Annotated in this window: 15 protein-coding genes; 5 read left to right on the top strand and 10 right to left on the bottom strand. The window is 54.0% G+C overall.

The genetic code is table 11. From position 1 onward, the window contains the following. Nucleotides 1–156 precede the first annotated feature (156 nt). Complete coding sequence (locus tag B9T62_RS03335; RefSeq protein ID WP_211296406.1) at nucleotides 157–432, bottom strand: MarR family winged helix-turn-helix transcriptional regulator; 276 nt, start codon at nucleotides 430–432, stop codon at nucleotides 157–159. Nucleotides 433–593: 161 nt separating this feature from the next. On the opposite strand from B9T62_RS03335, the gene B9T62_RS03330 reads away from it, so the two are divergent. From B9T62_RS03330 to B9T62_RS03315, 4 genes are all read left to right on the top strand, one after another. Next, nucleotides 594–1493 (top strand): AraC family transcriptional regulator, encoded by a 900-nt coding sequence (locus tag B9T62_RS03330; protein WP_087913963.1) that lies wholly within the window; start codon nucleotides 594–596, stop codon nucleotides 1491–1493. A 97-nt stretch (nucleotides 1494–1590) separates the two neighbouring features. Further along, nucleotides 1591–3087 carry an amidase gene (locus B9T62_RS03325; protein WP_087913962.1) on the top strand — a complete coding sequence of 499 codons (1497 nt, stop codon included), beginning with the start codon at nucleotides 1591–1593 and terminating at the stop codon, nucleotides 3085–3087. 109 nt (nucleotides 3088–3196) lie between these two features. Then, complete coding sequence (locus B9T62_RS03320; protein ID WP_245864325.1) at nucleotides 3197–3535, top strand: DUF3139 domain-containing protein; 339 nt, start codon at nucleotides 3197–3199, stop codon at nucleotides 3533–3535. A 1378-nt stretch (nucleotides 3536–4913) separates the two neighbouring features. After that, nucleotides 4914–5831: an ArsR/SmtB family transcription factor gene (locus B9T62_RS03315; RefSeq protein WP_087913961.1), complete on the top strand. Its 918-nt coding sequence runs from the start codon at nucleotides 4914–4916 to the stop codon at nucleotides 5829–5831. Nucleotides 5832–6331: 500 nt separating this feature from the next. On the opposite strand, the gene B9T62_RS03310 is transcribed toward B9T62_RS03315, so the two are convergent. Together B9T62_RS03310 and B9T62_RS03305 are read right to left on the bottom strand one after the other, a co-directional pair. Then, a complete protein-coding gene (locus B9T62_RS03310; protein ID WP_087913960.1) occupies nucleotides 6332–6616 on the bottom strand; it encodes a DUF6171 family protein in 285 nt (94 codons plus the stop codon). A 14-nt stretch (nucleotides 6617–6630) separates the two neighbouring features. Further along, nucleotides 6631–8127: an alpha-N-arabinofuranosidase gene (locus B9T62_RS03305; RefSeq protein ID WP_087913959.1), complete on the bottom strand. Its 1497-nt coding sequence runs from the start codon at nucleotides 8125–8127 to the stop codon at nucleotides 6631–6633. A 173-nt stretch (nucleotides 8128–8300) separates the two neighbouring features. On the opposite strand from B9T62_RS03305, the gene B9T62_RS03300 reads away from it, so the two are divergent. After that, nucleotides 8301–8492, top strand: a complete 192-nt coding sequence (locus B9T62_RS03300) for a hypothetical protein (protein WP_087913958.1) — start codon at nucleotides 8301–8303, stop codon at nucleotides 8490–8492. 53 nt (nucleotides 8493–8545) lie between these two features. Here the strand turns inward: B9T62_RS03300 and B9T62_RS03295 are convergent, their stop codons facing one another. The 7 genes from B9T62_RS03295 to B9T62_RS03265 all read right to left on the bottom strand — a co-directional run bounded on the left by B9T62_RS03295 (nucleotide 8546) and on the right by B9T62_RS03265 (nucleotide 16092). Continuing rightward, the gene (locus tag B9T62_RS03295; RefSeq protein ID WP_087913957.1) at nucleotides 8546–9331 is read right to left on the bottom strand and encodes a GNAT family N-acetyltransferase; all 786 of its coding nucleotides are present in this window, start codon (nucleotides 9329–9331) and stop codon (nucleotides 8546–8548) included. A gap of 1238 nt (nucleotides 9332–10569) precedes the next feature. After that, complete coding sequence (locus B9T62_RS03290; protein WP_087920106.1) at nucleotides 10570–11280, bottom strand: GDSL-type esterase/lipase family protein; 711 nt, start codon at nucleotides 11278–11280, stop codon at nucleotides 10570–10572. A 53-nt stretch (nucleotides 11281–11333) separates the two neighbouring features. Continuing rightward, on the bottom strand, nucleotides 11334–11558 hold the full coding sequence (locus B9T62_RS03285) for a class I SAM-dependent methyltransferase (protein ID WP_087913956.1): 225 nt from the start codon (nucleotides 11556–11558) through the stop codon (nucleotides 11334–11336). A gap of 182 nt (nucleotides 11559–11740) precedes the next feature. Next, on the bottom strand, nucleotides 11741–12169 hold the full coding sequence (locus B9T62_RS03280; protein WP_087913955.1) for an RbsD/FucU family protein: 429 nt from the start codon (nucleotides 12167–12169) through the stop codon (nucleotides 11741–11743). A 13-nt stretch (nucleotides 12170–12182) separates the two neighbouring features. Continuing rightward, a complete protein-coding gene (locus B9T62_RS03275; protein ID WP_087913954.1) occupies nucleotides 12183–12833 on the bottom strand; it encodes a class II aldolase/adducin family protein in 651 nt (216 codons plus the stop codon). Nucleotides 12834–12857: 24 nt separating this feature from the next. Continuing rightward, nucleotides 12858–14297, bottom strand: coding sequence for a rhamnulokinase (locus B9T62_RS03270; RefSeq protein ID WP_087913953.1), 1440 nt, complete (start codon nucleotides 14295–14297; stop codon nucleotides 12858–12860). A gap of 28 nt (nucleotides 14298–14325) precedes the next feature. After that, nucleotides 14326–16092 (bottom strand): L-fucose isomerase, encoded by a 1767-nt coding sequence (locus B9T62_RS03265; protein WP_087913952.1) that lies wholly within the window; start codon nucleotides 16090–16092, stop codon nucleotides 14326–14328. Nucleotides 16093–16325: the final 233 nt, after the last annotated feature.

Here is a 16325-nt window from a genome sequence, read left to right as displayed (position 1 = left end):
GGTTCTCACAGCCATTACGAATCCAATCCGTAACGGAACCCGTTCTCTGCACAAGCCATCTCTCCGGCGTACTTCATTTCATCAACGATTTTTCCGATTTACTTTTTAACATTTCCAGTATAGCCAGCCGCTTATATTCTGTCAATCTGCAGCCGTTTATACCGTCGAATTCACTTTGAGCAGCAGCTTCATTAAGGTTTCCGCCTCTTCTTCCGTAAGCCCTTTGGTGATGTTATGCTCGACTTCCATAAAAATATCATTAAATTCCTCGACCAGATCCGTCGCTTTCTTCAGCAAATATATTTTCTTCTGCCGCTCATTGTCTTCCGGGATCACCTGTCTCACGAAACCGTTCTTCTCCAGACCCTGAAGCATGCTGGTGATACTGGCCCCCTTGCGGTTAAACCGCTCCGCCGAAGTTTTAACCTTCATCCCGTTACGGACTGTATAGCTGCTGTTTGTGCTGATAGCACCATTTTTGCAGGGTAAGCGGACGGCCACCATTGACGATCACTTGTCCATCATGGACTATGTTCTGATTATTCACCTGCCGTTCGTTTGACAAGCCCAGGCTCGGGAAGCATAGTGTAACTATGGATACTATTCGCAAGCACGACGGCTTCATGTCACAGCGTTTGATTGTATTGCCTGAGCATGTCATGACGGAATATGCCCAGCATCCGCTCGTCCGTCCTTTATACATTACCGACATCGGTTACTTCCCCCGTGCGCTCCATCACTACCGGGAACGGCCTGATGGAAGTGCGGCTTATATTGTAATCTACTGTGTGGAGGGGTCGGGCTGGTACCGGCTGGACGGGCAGCGGCGGCAGTCTTTGCACAAGGGATGCGCTGTGGTGATTCCAGCTTATATGGCCCATGAATATGCATCTTCAGAGGAGCAGCCCTGGAGTATCTACTGGTGGCATATGAGAGGAGAGCAGGTGGCAGACTTCTTCACCGGTTTCAACCGGCACTCAGAGCCTATCCTTATTCCAGCCCTGAAATCACTGAAGCTCATTGAGCTGTTTGAGGAATGCTATATGCTGCTGGATAAAGGCTATTCCCTCCGATCCATCATCTACGTCTCCCAGCTGGCCTGCCACCTGGCGGCGATTCTCGCATTCTCGCAGCTTGCGCCATCCGCCGGAACCGGTCCGCAGCAGCGGGCCAAACACGATATCGACCGGACGCTGACGTTTATGAGCGGGCATCTGGAACAAACGGTCACGCTGAAGGAGCTGGCCGCCCAGGCCAATCTCTCCGTTCCGCACTTCACCCAGCTGTTCAAGCAGGCCACAGGGTACCCGCCGATTGATTATTATCTGCGCCTGAAGATCCAGCTAGCCTGCCAGCATCTTGATCTGACCGGACAGAGCATCAAGGAAATCAGCCTGCGGCTTGGTTTTCAGGACCCCTACTATTTCTCGCGGCTGTTCAAAAAAATCATGGGTCTTCCGCCCACCGAATACAGGAATACCCGCAAAGGCTAGGCGGATGGCGACAAACGTTTGATATAATGAATAGAGACTAGCCTCAACAGGCCTTCGGCCCGAGAAAATATTGCTCCACAGAAAGAGGTTGTAAGCCATGACTATACCCTACCTATCCTATGATGCCGTAGGACTCGCTGCACTGATTCAAGAACGCCAAGTCTCTGCGCGTGAGCTTGTGGAAGCTGCCTTCGCGCGGCTGGACGAAGTGAATCCAATCCTGAATGCGGTCGTCCGCACCCGGCGTGAAGCTGCTCTGAAGGAAGCGGACGCCATGCCGATTGGCGACGGTTCACGACCTTTCGCAGGTGTCCCCTTTCTGCTGAAGGACATTTCCCAGGCGATTGGAGGCGAGCCACTGACCTCCGGCGCGATGCTGCTGAAGCATCATATCGCAGGGCGTGACTCCAACTATGTCGATGTAATCCGGCGTAGCGGGTTCATTCCGCTTGGCCACACCAATACGCCCGAATTCGGGCTGAAGAACATCACCGAGCCGGTTCTGCATGGAGCGGCCCGCAATCCTTGGAACCCGGCGTATTCCCCAGGCGGGTCCAGCGGCGGTGCAGCCGCTGCAGTGGCGGCGGGGATCGTGCCGGCAGCCGGAGCCAGTGACGGCGGGGGCTCGATCCGTATCCCGGCGGCGTTCACCGGGCTGTTCGGCCTGAAGCCGACCCGCGGGCGCACGCCAGTAGGCCCGGGGGTCGGGCGCCAGTGGCAGGGCGCCTCGGTTGATTTTGCGCTGAGCCGCAGCGTGCGCGACAGCGCAGCCCTGCTTGACCTGCTGCAGACGGTGCAGCCGGAGGCGGCTTTTCAGACGCCGCTGTATCCCGGCGTGTACCGGGACGACCTGTACAAGCCGCAGGTCCGCAAGCTGCGGATCGCGTTCACCACGGATTCGCCGGTCGGCACACCGGTGAGCAGCGAGGCCGTTCAGGCGGTGCTTCAGACCGTAAGGTGGCTGGAAGCCGAAGGCCATGAGGTTGAAGAGAAGCTGAACCCCGTGAACGGGGTAAGGCTGATGGAGAACTACTATATGATGAACACCGGGGAAGTGGCCGCGATGTTCGATTCGTTGGAACGGCTGACCGGCAAGCCGGTCACTGCCGCCGATGTGGACATCGTCACCTGGGTGCTGGGCGAATCCGGCAAAAAAGTATCCGCCGCCGACTTCGTCCACAGCTTGAACGAATGGGATGTGGCCGCTGCGCATATGGCTTCTTTATTCAGCCGTTATGATTTCTACCTCTCGCCGACCAATGCCGACTCTGCCCCCAAGGTGGGCCAGCTGACACAAACTCCGCAAGAAACTGAGCAGCTGCTGCGGGTGAGCGAGCTATCCAAGCAAGAGCAGCAGCAGTTGATCTACCGTATGTTCGAGCCAAGCCTGACCTATACACCGTTCACTCAGCTGGCCAATCTGACAGGTCAGCCAGCGATGAGCGTGCCAGTGCATCTCACACCGGAGGGCTTGCCTCTGGGCGTGCAGGTGATCGGCGCCAAAGGACGCGAGGATCTGCTGCTGCAGCTGGCCGCGCGGCTGGAGCAGAGTCCGCTGTGGGTCGGCATGAAGGGCAACCCGATGCTGGCGTAGCTGCATTGGGTTGCTTAAGTAACATTAGGGGAGCTTAAGTACATCGGATAGCTTAAGTACATGGGGCGGCCTAAGTAACCATATTTTCACCCGGAAGGTGGAGTACGCTGTGAGCAGAAAACCTGCACTGATCCTGTTTCTTGTCATGCTGATTATTCTGGGAGCCGGCTTCTATTCACTCCATTCCTACAAAGACAAGATGAACCGGCAGATCGTCCACTACCTCACCACAGAGCAAGGTTACACGGAGAAGCAGCTCTATAAAGTGTACACCCAGATCGGTAAAGCGCCGGTGGTGAGCACTACCGTCATTTTCGCCGATGAACCGGATGCCAGGTACTTCTACCGCAAGGAAGCCGGACAGATCTATCAATATAGCAACGCCCCCGCCGGGCCTCCGGACGGCAGCAAAACCCACTATCTTCACCTGGAGGAGGATGGCGGGTAGCTCTAAGAGTGGCAGTTGGCAGGGGATGTAGGGTGAAGGCCGGGATGTGAGGCAAATGTCGAGGCTTGAGACTTAAAAGCCGGGATGTGCGGCAATGTCGAGGCAGAGGCTTAAAAGCCGCGATCTGAGGCAGAGGCCGAGGTATCAGGCTTAAAAGCCGCGATCTGAGGCATAGGCCGAGGTATCAGGCATAAGGACCACGGGATGAGGCATAGGCCGAGGTATCAGGCATAAGGACCACGGGATGAGGCATAGGCCGAGGTATCAGGCATAAGGACCACGGGATGAGGCATAGGCCGAGGTATCAGGCATAAGGACCACGGGATGAGGCTACTAACACCGCAGTTTGGCTCATGGAGCAACAGTCGACGCTATGTGAGGCGTAATGTCATAACTATTTAACTTTAGGATGATTAGATATCAAATGGTCTGTTATACAGCACGCTCTCCATTAGATCCGCTGATTTAGTTGCGAAAGTGCATCTAATTGGCGGATTTTTTCCGTTTTGGAGGAAATAGATGCAAAAAGGCATCTAATTTCGGCGTTTGAGCGTAATAGCACTGGTTTACTCGAAATTAGTTGCAGATTCGCACTTAAACGTCCGATGACTCACGATTTGGCTGAAATTAGTTGCACTTTCGCATCTAATTGCTCCGAACGTTCTTCGGCAACCTTCTAAATCCTTGCTCTGACCTGTACAGTAACCTTCTTCTCATCCACATGTGCTGAACGTTCCAAACCAAATCCCCCGCTAAACTTAAAAGTAACTATAAGGTCTTTGATTTCGCTCAGAGAGCGGCGGCGGCGCGTTATGAGGCATAAAGGCCTTTGATTTCGCTCAATGAGCGCCGGGCGGCGCGTTATGAGGCATAAAGGCCTTTGATTCAGCTCAGAGAGCAGCGGGCGGCGCGTTATGAGGCATTAAGGCCTTTGGTTTCGCTCCCGCAGCTCTGCCGGGAGCGGACAGTGACAAATTGGAGCTCCCTTCGGCCTCCAATTGGACAACAAAAGGCGGCCCCCTCGAAAATTCATCTACGAGGGAGACGCCTTCTAGCTTGCAGCAGCTGCAGGCTACAGCGGCCGGAGGGTGTACACGCCTCCGGCCTGCACCGCGAACATGCCCTGCGCGCAGGGCGCAATGACCCCGGCTTCATCCGTGACGGTGAAGAGCAATTGCATCATAACGTATCCTTTCAGCTCTCACATTCTGATATATAGAACTTGAAATGGTATACTCTTATGATACCTCGCCTTTTGAATACAGAAAAAACTGTCCGGCGGGAGATAAACCGATGATTTGCATTGTAAAAATAATATTTAAATAATATAATTATTAACTATATAAGATTCTATACACATGTTTGCCGGAGGTTAACTATGAAACTTGATCTAACGGAAGAGTCCCTTCCCGTATATGAAGCATTATCCAGCACCGTACGGCTGCATATGCTGCGGCTGCTGGCTGAGAAACCGATGAATGTCAAGGAGCTTGCGTCTGCCGTGCAGCTCAGCAGTGCCATTATGACGATGCATGTCCGTAAACTGGAGACTGCCGGGCTGATCCGCACCCATATGGCCCCCGGAAAAAGCGGGCTGCAGAAGATCTGCACATTCGCTGCCGAGAGCGCGGAGATTGTATTTCCGGGCACAGCGGCACAGGCTCCCCGCAAAAGCTACCGGCAGGACATCCCTGTCGGTCACTACACAGACTTCCAGATCGAACCGACCTGCGGGCTGGCTACCCCGGAGCAGGTGATCGGCAGCTTCGATGATCCGCGCTACTTCTGGGATCAGGAGCGGATGAACGCGGGAATTCTCTGGTTCGGCAAAGGATATGTTGAGTACAAAATCCCCAACTTCCTGCTGACCAGCCAGCAGCCGGAGGAACTGGTAATCACCATGGAAATCGCATCCGAAGCGCCTTCCACCAACAATAATTGGCCTTCGGACATTACCTTCACCCTGAACGGGCATAAGCTGGGCGTCTGGACCAGCCCCGGCGATTACGGCGATATCCGCGGCAAGTACACTCCCTCGTGGTGGTCCTCGCAGACGAACCAGTATGGTCTCCTGAAGCAACTGCGGATTACTCCGCGGGGGACCTTCATGGATGGCCTGAAGCTGTCTGACTTTACGCTGGAGGAAGCAGAAATCCGCAACAAGCAGTGGACCTTCCGGCTGTCTGTCGAAGCCGATGCCGAGCATATCGGCGGCCTGACCCTATTCGGCAAAGGCTTCGGCAACTACAACGACGATCTCGCTTTTGAGCTCTATTACAGCGATCTGCAGAGCTGAGTGAACATTGCCGGCCGACGTAGAGGGCCGCGGAGCGGCGGGGGCGGGAGCAGCCGTAAACATAGAGCCGCTGGGCGCAGCGGCGGTTTGGATGGGAGGCAGATGTGGTGGGTGGCTACTCCCCCACAAGCCACCACCCAGACAGAGGTTATAGGGAATTTCTACCACTAAGTAGAAGCAGAGGCTAGTGGAATCCCAATTATAGGGAAATCTGACCGTTAATATGGGGTTTCCGGTCTATAAAAGCTCGTCCACCCCTGATTAGTGGTCAAAATTCCCCATAACAAGGCGTGAAGAGCCTTTTCAGCCAAATTAGCGGTAGTTAATCCCCATAACAAAGGAAGATTAGCGCGAACCCCGGCAAGTCACCTGTTCCAAATTCAAACCTTCCTCCCAGCCTTCTGCCAAGCGCACAACAAGCCGTGTTCCGCTCCCCAAGGAGCAGAACACGGCTTATGTCATTTACCGCTGTTCTATCATACTATTGATCATTTATGCTGCTATTGTTGATCACCCGTGTAACTGCCCCACATTCCGCCGCCCGGCAGCGGGCAGCTGCGTGCCTTCAGCCTGGCGATGACGGGGATGATGCAGCCGCAGGCCACGCAGGTTACGCCGTCCTGCAGTTTCGGACAGTTGCCGCACAGCTGCAGACGCTGCTGGTACACCTCATCAGGCACTGAATTCTCCGGGTTAAACATCGAGGAGGCCAGAATCCGGCTAATCTGCGCTTCTGTGACCTTATATTCCTCCCGGCAGCCTTTGCAAGCAGAATCAACGGCCATATCCTGTCACCACCTTAAGCCTGCTGTTTGATTGCCAGTACAGTTACTGACATAGGTGCCAGTTCCACAGTCAGAAGACCATCTTCAAGTGTGAAGTTGCTGAAGGACTGCGGCGCCACCGCGTCCGGCTGTTCAAACGTATTATGAGCATCAATCGCGCTTCCAGCGAGCGTGGTGCCTGTAATCTGGGCCGTACCGGCTACCAGTCCGCGCAGCTCCAGCGGCAGCGTTGCAGCAGCAGCATGGTTCAGGTTACACAGGCTGACATGAATCACACCCTCAGCATTCACTGAAGCCGAAGCGGATACCTCGGGAATGTCACGACCCTCGAAGCTGTACTTGCCGCTCTCCAGCGACAGGTCCAGACGCTCGGCATCCTGGTGTACCTTGAACATGTTAAACACATGATAGGTAGGCGTTAGCAGCATTTTCTCCCCTTCGGTCAAGATTACCGCCTGCAGCACGTTCACCGTCTGGGCAATATTCGCCATCCGCACCCGTTCATTGTGCTTGTGGAAAATATTCAGGGTCAGTCCGGCCACCAGCGCATCGCGGATCGAGTTCTGCTGATAAAGGAAGCCCGGATTGGTGCCCGGCTCCACATCATACCAGGTGCCCCATTCGTCTACGATCAGGCCCACTCTGCGCTCTGGATCATATTTGTCCATAATGACACTGTGGCGGGTAACCAGTTCGTCCATGCGCAGCGCTTTCTCCAGCGTGGAGAACCATTCGTCCTCTTTGAAACCGGTCGCGGCTCCCTTATTGCTCCAGTCTGACTTAGGCAGCGTGTAGTAATGCAGCGTAATCGAGTCCATGAAACGTCCGGCTTCGCGCATCAGCACTTCCATCCAGTGGTAATCGTCAATATTCGGCCCACAGGCAATACGATGGATTTTGTTATCGCCGTAGTTGCGTACATAGGTCTGGTACTGCCGATATAGATCAGCATAGAATTCCGGGCGCATGTTGCCACCACAGCCCCAGTTCTCATTACCTACGCCAAAATAAGTCACCGACCAAGGCGCCTCCTGCCCATTGGCTTGACGCAGCTCGGACATCGGGGACACGCCTTCAAAGGTCAGATACTCCACCCACTCGGACATTTCCTGAACCGTGCCGCTGCCCACATTACCGTTGATGTACGGCTCACAATCCAGCATATGGCACAGCTCCATAAATTCATGGGTCCCGAAATGGTTATTCTCCACCACACCGCCCCAGTGCGTATTAATCATCCGTTTGCGGCCTTCACGCGCGCCAATGCCATCTTTCCAGTGGTATTCATCGGCGAAACAGCCACCCGGCCAGCGCAGCACCGGAATCTGCATTTCCTTAAGCGCTTCCACAACATCATTGCGGATACCCTTCGTATTCGGAATCGGGGAGTCTTCGCCCACCCAGAGGCCTTCATAAATACAACGTCCCAGATGTTCGGCAAAATGTCCATAAACGTTGCGGTCAATTTTTCCTTTGCGGATATCCGCATTCAATACAGCGCGATGAGTCATAATAATTCCCGCCTCCATGATTTATGATTATATTAATTAGTTAATACTTATATAAATATTATAAACATGTATCTCCCCATTCGTCAATCCAATATTAGCTGCAAGCTGATCCTGAAACTTTTTGGGTAATCTATAGGTATATACTTTTATATCCTTTAGATGAGGTGATTAAGATGATCCAAGATAACCTGGTATGCAAAGCCTGCGGAAGCACAACCTTTGTCCAAGGCGACATGAGTAACGGTTACGCCAATCTGATGCCGCTCGATAAGAAATTCTCCTTCGGCTCACCGCTTCTATTCACGTTCTGCAAGAAATGCGGGGAGGTAGCATCGATCAAAGTGAAGAACACGGATAAATTTTAAAGCCGCCCGAAGGCGGCTTTTTATAGTGTCACGATATCTTCACTATACTGGGTTCATCCCTGAATTTCCTTGATACTTTTGCCGCCCAGAAAAGCATGTCCAAGAACCAGCCTGGCCACGGTCTGAAATCCATACTTCTCATAGACTCGCTCTACACGCTCGTTAATCGGCGCAACCCACAGCTGCTTCACTCCTCTGTTCAACACCTCCTGTTGAATCCATCGGATAAGCCGGCCGACCAAGCCTTGTCCTCTATAAGCTTCCAGTGTGGCTACACTCTCCAGCCGGGCTTGCTCGCCATCTGCAAAAATACAAGCCGTGCAGCACGCTCCTCCCTCTAAGCGTAGCAGATAATGGGTGAACGCGCCGTCCTCGAATTGTTGCCGGTAGACCTGCTCGACCGCCTCCCTGCCGCCAAATTCCTGAATGCTGCATTCGATCTCCAGTGCTTCCCGGTAGTTGGCTTCCGTAACTTGTTCTATCGTAATTCGGGGGTCAGGGTCAACCGCAGCTACTTGCCCGTTCCACAGTTGGATGGGACTGATCAATTCCTCATAGCCGAAACCTCTTGATTTCAGCTCAAGCAGCAGAGGCTGCTGCACTTCAATAGGGTTCAGGTAGAATCTGGGGATGATATTCTTCGATTGGTAGTAATGTATGACTTCATCAACAACGGACTGCGGATGCTCCACGGCTTCACCGATCTGCGCATGATTGGAATCATAGTGAAGCGGCTGGTTCCCGTTGCAGAACAACGTCCCCCAGGGCCGCTCCTCCCGGTTGGTAAAGGTATCACAATAGGATGCTTCGAGTGTTATGAAATCCTGCACACTGCTCATTTTACTCCTCCTGAACTCGGTTTCTGCTCTCGCGTATCTAATGGGCAGCATACCATATTTTGGAGAGGATTATTTAGTTGGGGCGTTCGCAGAATTGTGAGGTAGTTGCTGAGTTAATTGGGGAGCGGCGAGTTATGGCGAAGATGGAGCAAGTAATTGGTTAGTTGGAGTAACCTGGCGGCAGGGGTGAGTGTTAGATAGTTGGAGAGCAGGATGTAGTCAGGAAGAGGCTAAGTAGCTACAGTAAGGTCAGGTGGTTGCAGTAAGATCAAGTAGTTGCAGTAAGATCAAGTAGTTGCAGTAAGATCAAGTAGCTACAGTAAGATCAGGTGGTTGCAGTAAGATCAAGTAGCTACAGTAAGATCAAGTCGTTGCAGTAAGGTCAGGTGGTTGCAGTAAGATCAAGTCGTTGCAGTAAGATCAAGTCGTTGCAGTAAGATCAGGTGGTTGCAGTAAGATCAAGTCGTTGCAGTAAGATCAGGTGGTTGCAGTAAGATCAGGTGGTTGCAGTTAGATCAAGTCGTTGCAGTAAGGTCAGGTGGTTGCAGTAAGATCAGGTGGTTGCAGTTAGATCAAGTCGTTGCAGTAAGATCAGGTGGTTGCAATAAGATCAAGTCGTTGCAGTAAGATCAGGTGGTTGCAGTAAGATCAAGTGGTTGCAGTAAGATTAGGTGGTTGCAGTAAGATCAAGTAGCTGCAGTAAGATCAGGTGGTTGCAGTAAGATCAGGTGGTTGCAGTAAGATCAGGTGGTTGCAGTAAGATCAGGTGGTTGCAGTAAGATTAGGTGGTTGCAGTAAGATCAGGTGGTTGCAGTAAGATCAGGTGGTTGCAGTAAGATTAGGTGGTTGCAGTAAGATCAGGTGGTTGCAGTAAGATCAAGTGGTTGCAGTAAGATTAGGTGGTTGCAGTTAGATCAGGTGGTTGCAGTTAGATCAGGTGGTTGCAGTTAGATCAGGTGGTTGCAGTTAGATCAGGTGGTTGCAGTTAGATCAGGTGGTTGCAGTTAGATCAGGTGGTTGCAGTTAGATCAGGTAGCTTACGAGGTACGCGAGGGTTAACTGTATTTCGTACAGTTAAATAAGCGGATTCGGCACTGGAAAGGCATATAACTGTATTTCGTACAGCTAAATCTCCCCATTTAGCCGTAAAGCAGCGTTTTGGCGAAATATAGATGTACGTAATACAGTTAAAGTCTGTTTGGTCGGGTTTTTATCAAAAATAAGTGTAAGAAATGCAGTTAGCCATGGCCATGGCCACGGCCACGCCGCAGAATCCGCTCCATGAACCGCGCTCCCAGCAGCTCATAGCCGGCCGCATCCGGGTGCAGGCCGGCCGGCAGCAGGGCGGCGTCCTCCGCCCCCAGCCACTCCAGGCCATCGCGATAGGCGAGGTGATTGTCACCGCGCTGCTGCAGCAGCGCGACGGTTGCGGCGATCTCCTTGCGCAGCAGCGGCAGGGTGAAGCCCAGCTTGTTCTCGTCGGTCTCCCGCTCGGAGCCGTAGAGCGGGGAGATCACCAGCAGCGGCGTATCCCGGTGCCGCTCGCGGATCGTCTCCAGCAGGCCGATCAGCGCCGGCTGGAACGTGCGCGGGCTAAGCGTGCCCGCGCCGTACACATTCACGCCGACGCACAGCGTGATCAGCGCCGCCGGAAGCCCGCGGATCATCCGGGCGACCATCGGCTCCAGATGGCAGTTGCCGGAGTAGCCGAGGCAGGTCAGGTTATAGCCGGCCGCCGCAGCGGCGATGGCCGGCCAGGTGCGCGAGGGGCTGGACGCCGCCACGCACTGGGTAATGGAGCTGCCGTAGGTAATCCACCTCGGCGGCGTATCCGCATGGAACCCCGCTCTGAAGTCCGATGGCGTCACACCCGTGATCTTCTTGAACATCTCGCTGAAATAACGGCGTTCCTCATAGCCAACGGCCGCCGCCACCTCTTGCACGGGCATCCCTTCCACCCGCAGCTAGGCTCGGGCAACGCTTGCCGGAGATCATAGTGAAATCACCGCACCCCGGCAGTGAATTTCCCGCCCTCGACGGCAACCCCCTTCCGTCTGTCGCTGACATATTGCAGACTGTGCGCTGCCATCACGAATTCCACGCTGTTGTCCGCGAGCGGGATCGGCTCATTGAAGTCATGGACCATATCGGTGCCGGCATAAGAGATCCGGTCAATCCCAACACAGTCCCGGTGTTTTCTTTTTCCGCTACCCAAGTCCACCCTCACCCTTGTTCCCTTCTTCCTTCCGCAGTTTTCCGTGTATTCTATTCCCGTAAGGGTATACGTGTATAAGCATTCATCCCTTGTCAATCTGCCCGTTCTCGGGCGGAAAATAACAATAACCCCCGCGGTGTGCGCAGGGGTTTGGTAATCAGCTTAGACTAGTGGATCATGGCGATCAAGCCAGGTTATGCCTGGATGACGCCTTTTTTGAGAATGACATTGCCGTACAAGGCTTCCTCACCCGTCACGACAATCACATGGCTCTGCCGGGAACGCTCGTAGAAGGCGAATCTCTCCTCATAGTCAATCGTTGCCGATTTATCATGCTTGGCAATCAGCTCCTTATAAGTGGACCAGATTACCGGTACGGTTGGATCTCCTTCGACCACGGACATAAACGCTACCTGATGCTCGGCATAATGATCAAGCGGCAGCAGCTCCAGAATAGCATCCAGCAGCGCCGGAATCCCGGTTCCATCATACCGGATCACTCTGGAATTCAGCGAATGTCCGGGATAATTGGCGTCGGCCAGCACCAGCTCATCGCCGTGCCCCATTTCCATCAGCACCCGCACCAGCTCGGGAGAGAGCAGCTTGGGAATCTTGTTCAGCATGAGTGTTGCCTCCTTACATTCCGTAGAAGGATCTTAGAGCCACCAGTTCGTCGATCCGGTGCTGCGGCAGCTCACGCTCCCCGCCGATCATCCGGGTAATATAGGTTAGCTTCGCGGTGTATTCCAGGCGCTCCATATTCATGTACGCGGCCATAATATCCTTGCCCCAGGTCAGCGCGCCGTGGCTTTCCAGCAGCACCGCTGTTTTTTTGCCCAGGAACGGCTCCAGGGAATCCGGGATTTCGTCCGTAGATGGTGTTCCGTATACGGCCAGCGGAATATCGCCCATGGCAATAACCGACTCCGGCATCATCATCTTATCCAATGCTTCGCCCTTGATTGCGAAGGCAGTCGCATACGGCGGATGGGCATGCACCACCCCGTTCATCTCGGGCAGCTCATTGTAGATCTTCAGGTGCATCTTTGTTTCAGTTGAAGGCCGATAGCCATCTGCCGCTTCCAGAATTTCACCTTGCAGATTAACCTTCACCAGCATATGCGGCTCCAGATAACCTTTGCTGACACCTGTAGGTGTAGCCAGCACCTCGCTTTCGGACAATCTGGCCGAAATGTTGCCGTCGTTGGCGGCAATAAAATCCTTATTGAATAAGTTACGGCCGATATCGCAAATCCGGCGGCGCAGCTCCTGTTCAAATGTTTCCATGGTATGCTCCCCTTTATCTTTCTATTATTGGCTGATGCCGCCTGCCGGCTGATAGCTCCGGCAAGGAAACGACCGGGTGACCAATTCCCCTGCCCGGGCGCTGTCCAGTTTGCCCAGTGCGACCAGCTGAACGATCAGATTGCCGATCGAACTGGCTTCCACCGGACCGGCAATGATTTCTCTTCCGGTAATATCAGCCGTCAGCTGGCAGAGCAGCTCATTCTGAATCCCGCCTCCGACCATATGAATAACGGAAATCCGCTCTCCGGTCAGCTCCTCCAGCTTCTTCAGGGTGTCGCTGTAGGAGAATGCCAGACTCTCCAGAATGAGACGGATCAGCTCGCCTTTGGTTTGCGGAATCTGCTGCTGCGTCCAGCGGCAATATTGACTGATCCGCTCCGGCATATCGCCGGGTGTGCCGAACAATGGATCATTGGGATCAATCCGCGCCATTGCCGGACCCGCGGCCTTGGCCAGCCGGACCATCTCAATGTGGCTAAGCGGCTCACCTGCCTCTTGCCAGCAGCGCCCGGTCTCCTGTAGAATCCATAGCCCGGTAATATTCTTCAGCAGCCGGTTCGTGCCGCCGAAGCAGCGTTCGTTGGTGAAGCCGAACTCGTAGCCCTTGTCGTTAATGACCGGCCCGGATGTCTCCATTCCCACCAGCGACCAGGTGCCGCAGCTGATGAAGGCGGCTCCTTCCTTGTTCACATAAGGAATGGAGGCTACTGCCGAAGCGGTGTCATGCGAAGCTCCGGAGATCACCTTCATCGGCCCGATGCCAAGCTCCTCCTGCAGCGCGGGCAGCACCTGCCCAATGACGGTGCCTGCCGGCACCTGCTGCGGAATCAGGGCAGCCGGCAGGCCCAGCCGCTCCAGCAGCTCCGCCGACGGCTTCCCGCTCGCCGCATCCAGCAGGCCGCTGGTGCTCCAGATCGTAGTCTCCGCCGCCTTGATGCCGGAGAACAGATAATGGAACAGATCAGGCATCATCAGCAGGGTATCTGCCGTCCCGGCAAGCGCCGGATTCTGCTGCCAATCGGCAAACAGCTGATAGACCGTATTGATCAATGCCGGCTGGTTGCCGGTCCGGTTGAATTGTTCTGCAGGCGGCACCCTCCCTTCCAGCTCGGAGCGGCAGGCCACGGTACGCTGATCCCTGTAATGATGCGGGGAATAGAGCAGCCGCCCTCCATCGTCGATGAAACCATAATCAACTCCCCAAGTATCCACGCTTAAGGACCGCAGCTGGTCGTGTTCTCTGGCCGCTGCACGGATTCCTGTCTTCATCTCGTGGAATAATCTCAGCACATCCCAGTGCAGATGCTCCAGGATGGACACCGGTGTATTATCGAACCGGTGGATCTCCTCGACAGACAGCACAATGCCATCGTATTTACCCAGAATCACACGCCCTGAGCTTGCACCGAGATCGATGGCTAACAGCTTGATGGGTTCGCCCATTATTCTCGCACCTGCTTCACCTGTTGATTTAGTAGAGCGGCCCGAAATTCTGGCAGGCTCTGTAGTCGGCGCTCTCCAGATCCTCGGTGCCGAACAAAGACCAGACACGCGGTCTGAAGATTCGTGATTCTTCTACATTGTGCATGCTGACCGGAATCCGCAGAATCGAAGCCAGGGTGATCAGATCGGCACCGATATGGCCGTAGCTGATCGCTCCGTGATTCGCTCCCCAGTTGTTCATCACATCATAGACGGACTTGAAGGAGCCTTGATCGGTCAGCTTCGGTGCGAACCAGGTTGTCGGCCAAGTGGGATCTGTTCTCTGGTCAAGCGTATGGTGGACTTCTTCAGGCAGTTCAACTGTATACCCTTCCACCAGCTGCAGGACGGGTCCAAGCCCTTTGACCAGATTCATCCGTGCCATGGTGACAGGCATGCCGCCCTTGGTCAAATAGTCGGTGGAGAAACCGCCCCCGCGGAAATATTCCCGGGAAGCCGGGCGGAACTGGGTCTGCTTCAGGCAGGCGTCCATTTCTTCGTCGGTGATCTCCCAGAATGGCTTGATCGCAGGTTGGCCGTTCAGCTGCTGTTCGCCGGTTCCGTCCAGAGCAGCAGAACCGGAGTTGATCAGATGCAGCAGTCCGTTAGCGGCCTGCCCTTCCAGCTTATAGCCCGTTACCCGTTCTACAGCCGCCGGACTCCAGAATGTCCGCACATCGGCAAAAATCTGCGCCGTGTTCGTCAGCAAATAATTGAACAGCATGGTCACACCGTTCATGCTGTCGTTCTCTGTAGCCACCAGGTAAGGGGCTCGTCTGCCATTCCAGTCGAAGGAGGAGTTAAGAATCGTCTCCATGAAGTCGCCGTTCGGGAAATGATCGGTCCATTGGCGCTGCCCCTGGAATCCGCTGACAATCGCATGGTGCCCGTAGGCTTCTTCCTCGAAGCCAAGCCCGGCCAGCTTCGGATTGCCGACCATCAGATCACGGGCAATCAGCGCCATCTTCACGCAGGTCTCCCATTGCTGCTCCTTCGCTTCATCGCTGAGCTGCAGATGTTCGGGATTATTGTCTGCACCGTTGAGGCAGTTCTCCTTCGTCCAGGCGAGTGCACGCTCGAATTCCTCTTTATCGTAAATTTCCTCTTCGAAGCGGCGTACGAACTCTGACATATCGATATATTCGTTGCGCATGCCCAGATAATCCTGGAAGAATTGTTCGTTAACGATCGACCCGGCGATCCCCATCGATACGGAACCCATCGACAGATAGGACTTCCCTCTCATAAGGGCTGCCGCCAGCGCCGACTTGGCGAACTGCAGCAGCTTGGCCTGCACATCGGCGGGAATATGTTCACTGCTTGATTCCTGAACATCTTCACCATAGATGCCGAAGGCCGGGATGCCCTTCTGGGCATAAGCCGAGAGAACGGCAGCAAGGTACACGGCTCCGGGACGTTCGGTTCCATTAAAGCCCCATACCGCATGAGGAATGGAGGCGTCCATATCCATGGTTTCCGACCCATAGCACCAGCAAGGGGTCACTGTGATCGATACGCCGACATTGGCAGCCTTAAACTTCTGGGCGGCAGCCGACGCTTCCTTGACTCCGCCAATGGTGGAGTCTGCGATAATACACTCTACAGGGGTGCCGTCTGGATAAAATAAGCTCTCTTCAAGAAACTTGGCCACCCGCTGCGCCATGCCCATCGTCTGGGCTTCCAGCGATTCGCGGACCCCTCTTCTTCTGCCATCAATCGTGGGGCGGATTCCAATCTTCGGATAATTTGCACTCACTGCTGTTCCTCCTCGGGATCAAGTTGATGAATGATTTCACTTAAGTCTTGCTTCTTTTCTATCATAAATAGTGCAAACGCTTAAGTCAACATAAAACCACAGTATATTTCTAATAATATGTGGTTTTATGTGATACTTTTATTAACGAAACTCATAATACCACATTCAATGTTTTACTATTGTATGGTTTGGTGTAGACTTAAGCTTACATATCTCAAAATCAAGGGTGAGTG

Source organism: Paenibacillus donghaensis (assembly GCF_002192415.1).
GTDB classification, from domain to species: domain Bacteria; phylum Bacillota; class Bacilli; order Paenibacillales; family Paenibacillaceae; genus Paenibacillus_AQ; species Paenibacillus_AQ donghaensis.
The sequence above is the reverse complement of the archived record's forward strand: the minus strand, read 5'-3'. Positions and strand labels throughout refer to the sequence as shown.

What these genes read in the sequence shown, in the direction of transcription:
- B9T62_RS03335 (WP_211296406.1), bottom strand. Translation starts at nt 432, where the DNA reads ATGAAGGTTAAAACTTCGGCGGAGCGGTTTAACCGCAAGGGGGCCAGT.
- B9T62_RS03330 (WP_087913963.1), top strand. Translation starts at nt 594, where the DNA reads ATGGATACTATTCGCAAGCACGACGGCTTCATGTCACAGCGTTTGATT.
- B9T62_RS03325 (WP_087913962.1), top strand. Translation starts at nt 1,591, where the DNA reads ATGACTATACCCTACCTATCCTATGATGCCGTAGGACTCGCTGCACTG.
- B9T62_RS03315 (WP_087913961.1), top strand. Translation starts at nt 4,914, where the DNA reads ATGAAACTTGATCTAACGGAAGAGTCCCTTCCCGTATATGAAGCATTA.
- B9T62_RS03310 (WP_087913960.1), bottom strand. Translation starts at nt 6,616, where the DNA reads ATGGCCGTTGATTCTGCTTGCAAAGGCTGCCGGGAGGAATATAAGGTC.
- B9T62_RS03305 (WP_087913959.1), bottom strand. Translation starts at nt 8,127, where the DNA reads ATGACTCATCGCGCTGTATTGAATGCGGATATCCGCAAAGGAAAAATT.
- B9T62_RS03300 (WP_087913958.1), top strand. Translation starts at nt 8,301, where the DNA reads ATGATCCAAGATAACCTGGTATGCAAAGCCTGCGGAAGCACAACCTTT.
- B9T62_RS03295 (WP_087913957.1), bottom strand. Translation starts at nt 9,331, where the DNA reads ATGAGCAGTGTGCAGGATTTCATAACACTCGAAGCATCCTATTGTGAT.
- B9T62_RS03290 (WP_087920106.1), bottom strand. Translation starts at nt 11,280, where the DNA reads ATGCCCGTGCAAGAGGTGGCGGCGGCCGTTGGCTATGAGGAACGCCGT.
- B9T62_RS03280 (WP_087913955.1), bottom strand. Translation starts at nt 12,169, where the DNA reads ATGCTGAACAAGATTCCCAAGCTGCTCTCTCCCGAGCTGGTGCGGGTG.
- B9T62_RS03275 (WP_087913954.1), bottom strand. Translation starts at nt 12,833, where the DNA reads ATGGAAACATTTGAACAGGAGCTGCGCCGCCGGATTTGCGATATCGGC.
- B9T62_RS03270 (WP_087913953.1), bottom strand. Translation starts at nt 14,297, where the DNA reads ATGGGCGAACCCATCAAGCTGTTAGCCATCGATCTCGGTGCAAGCTCA.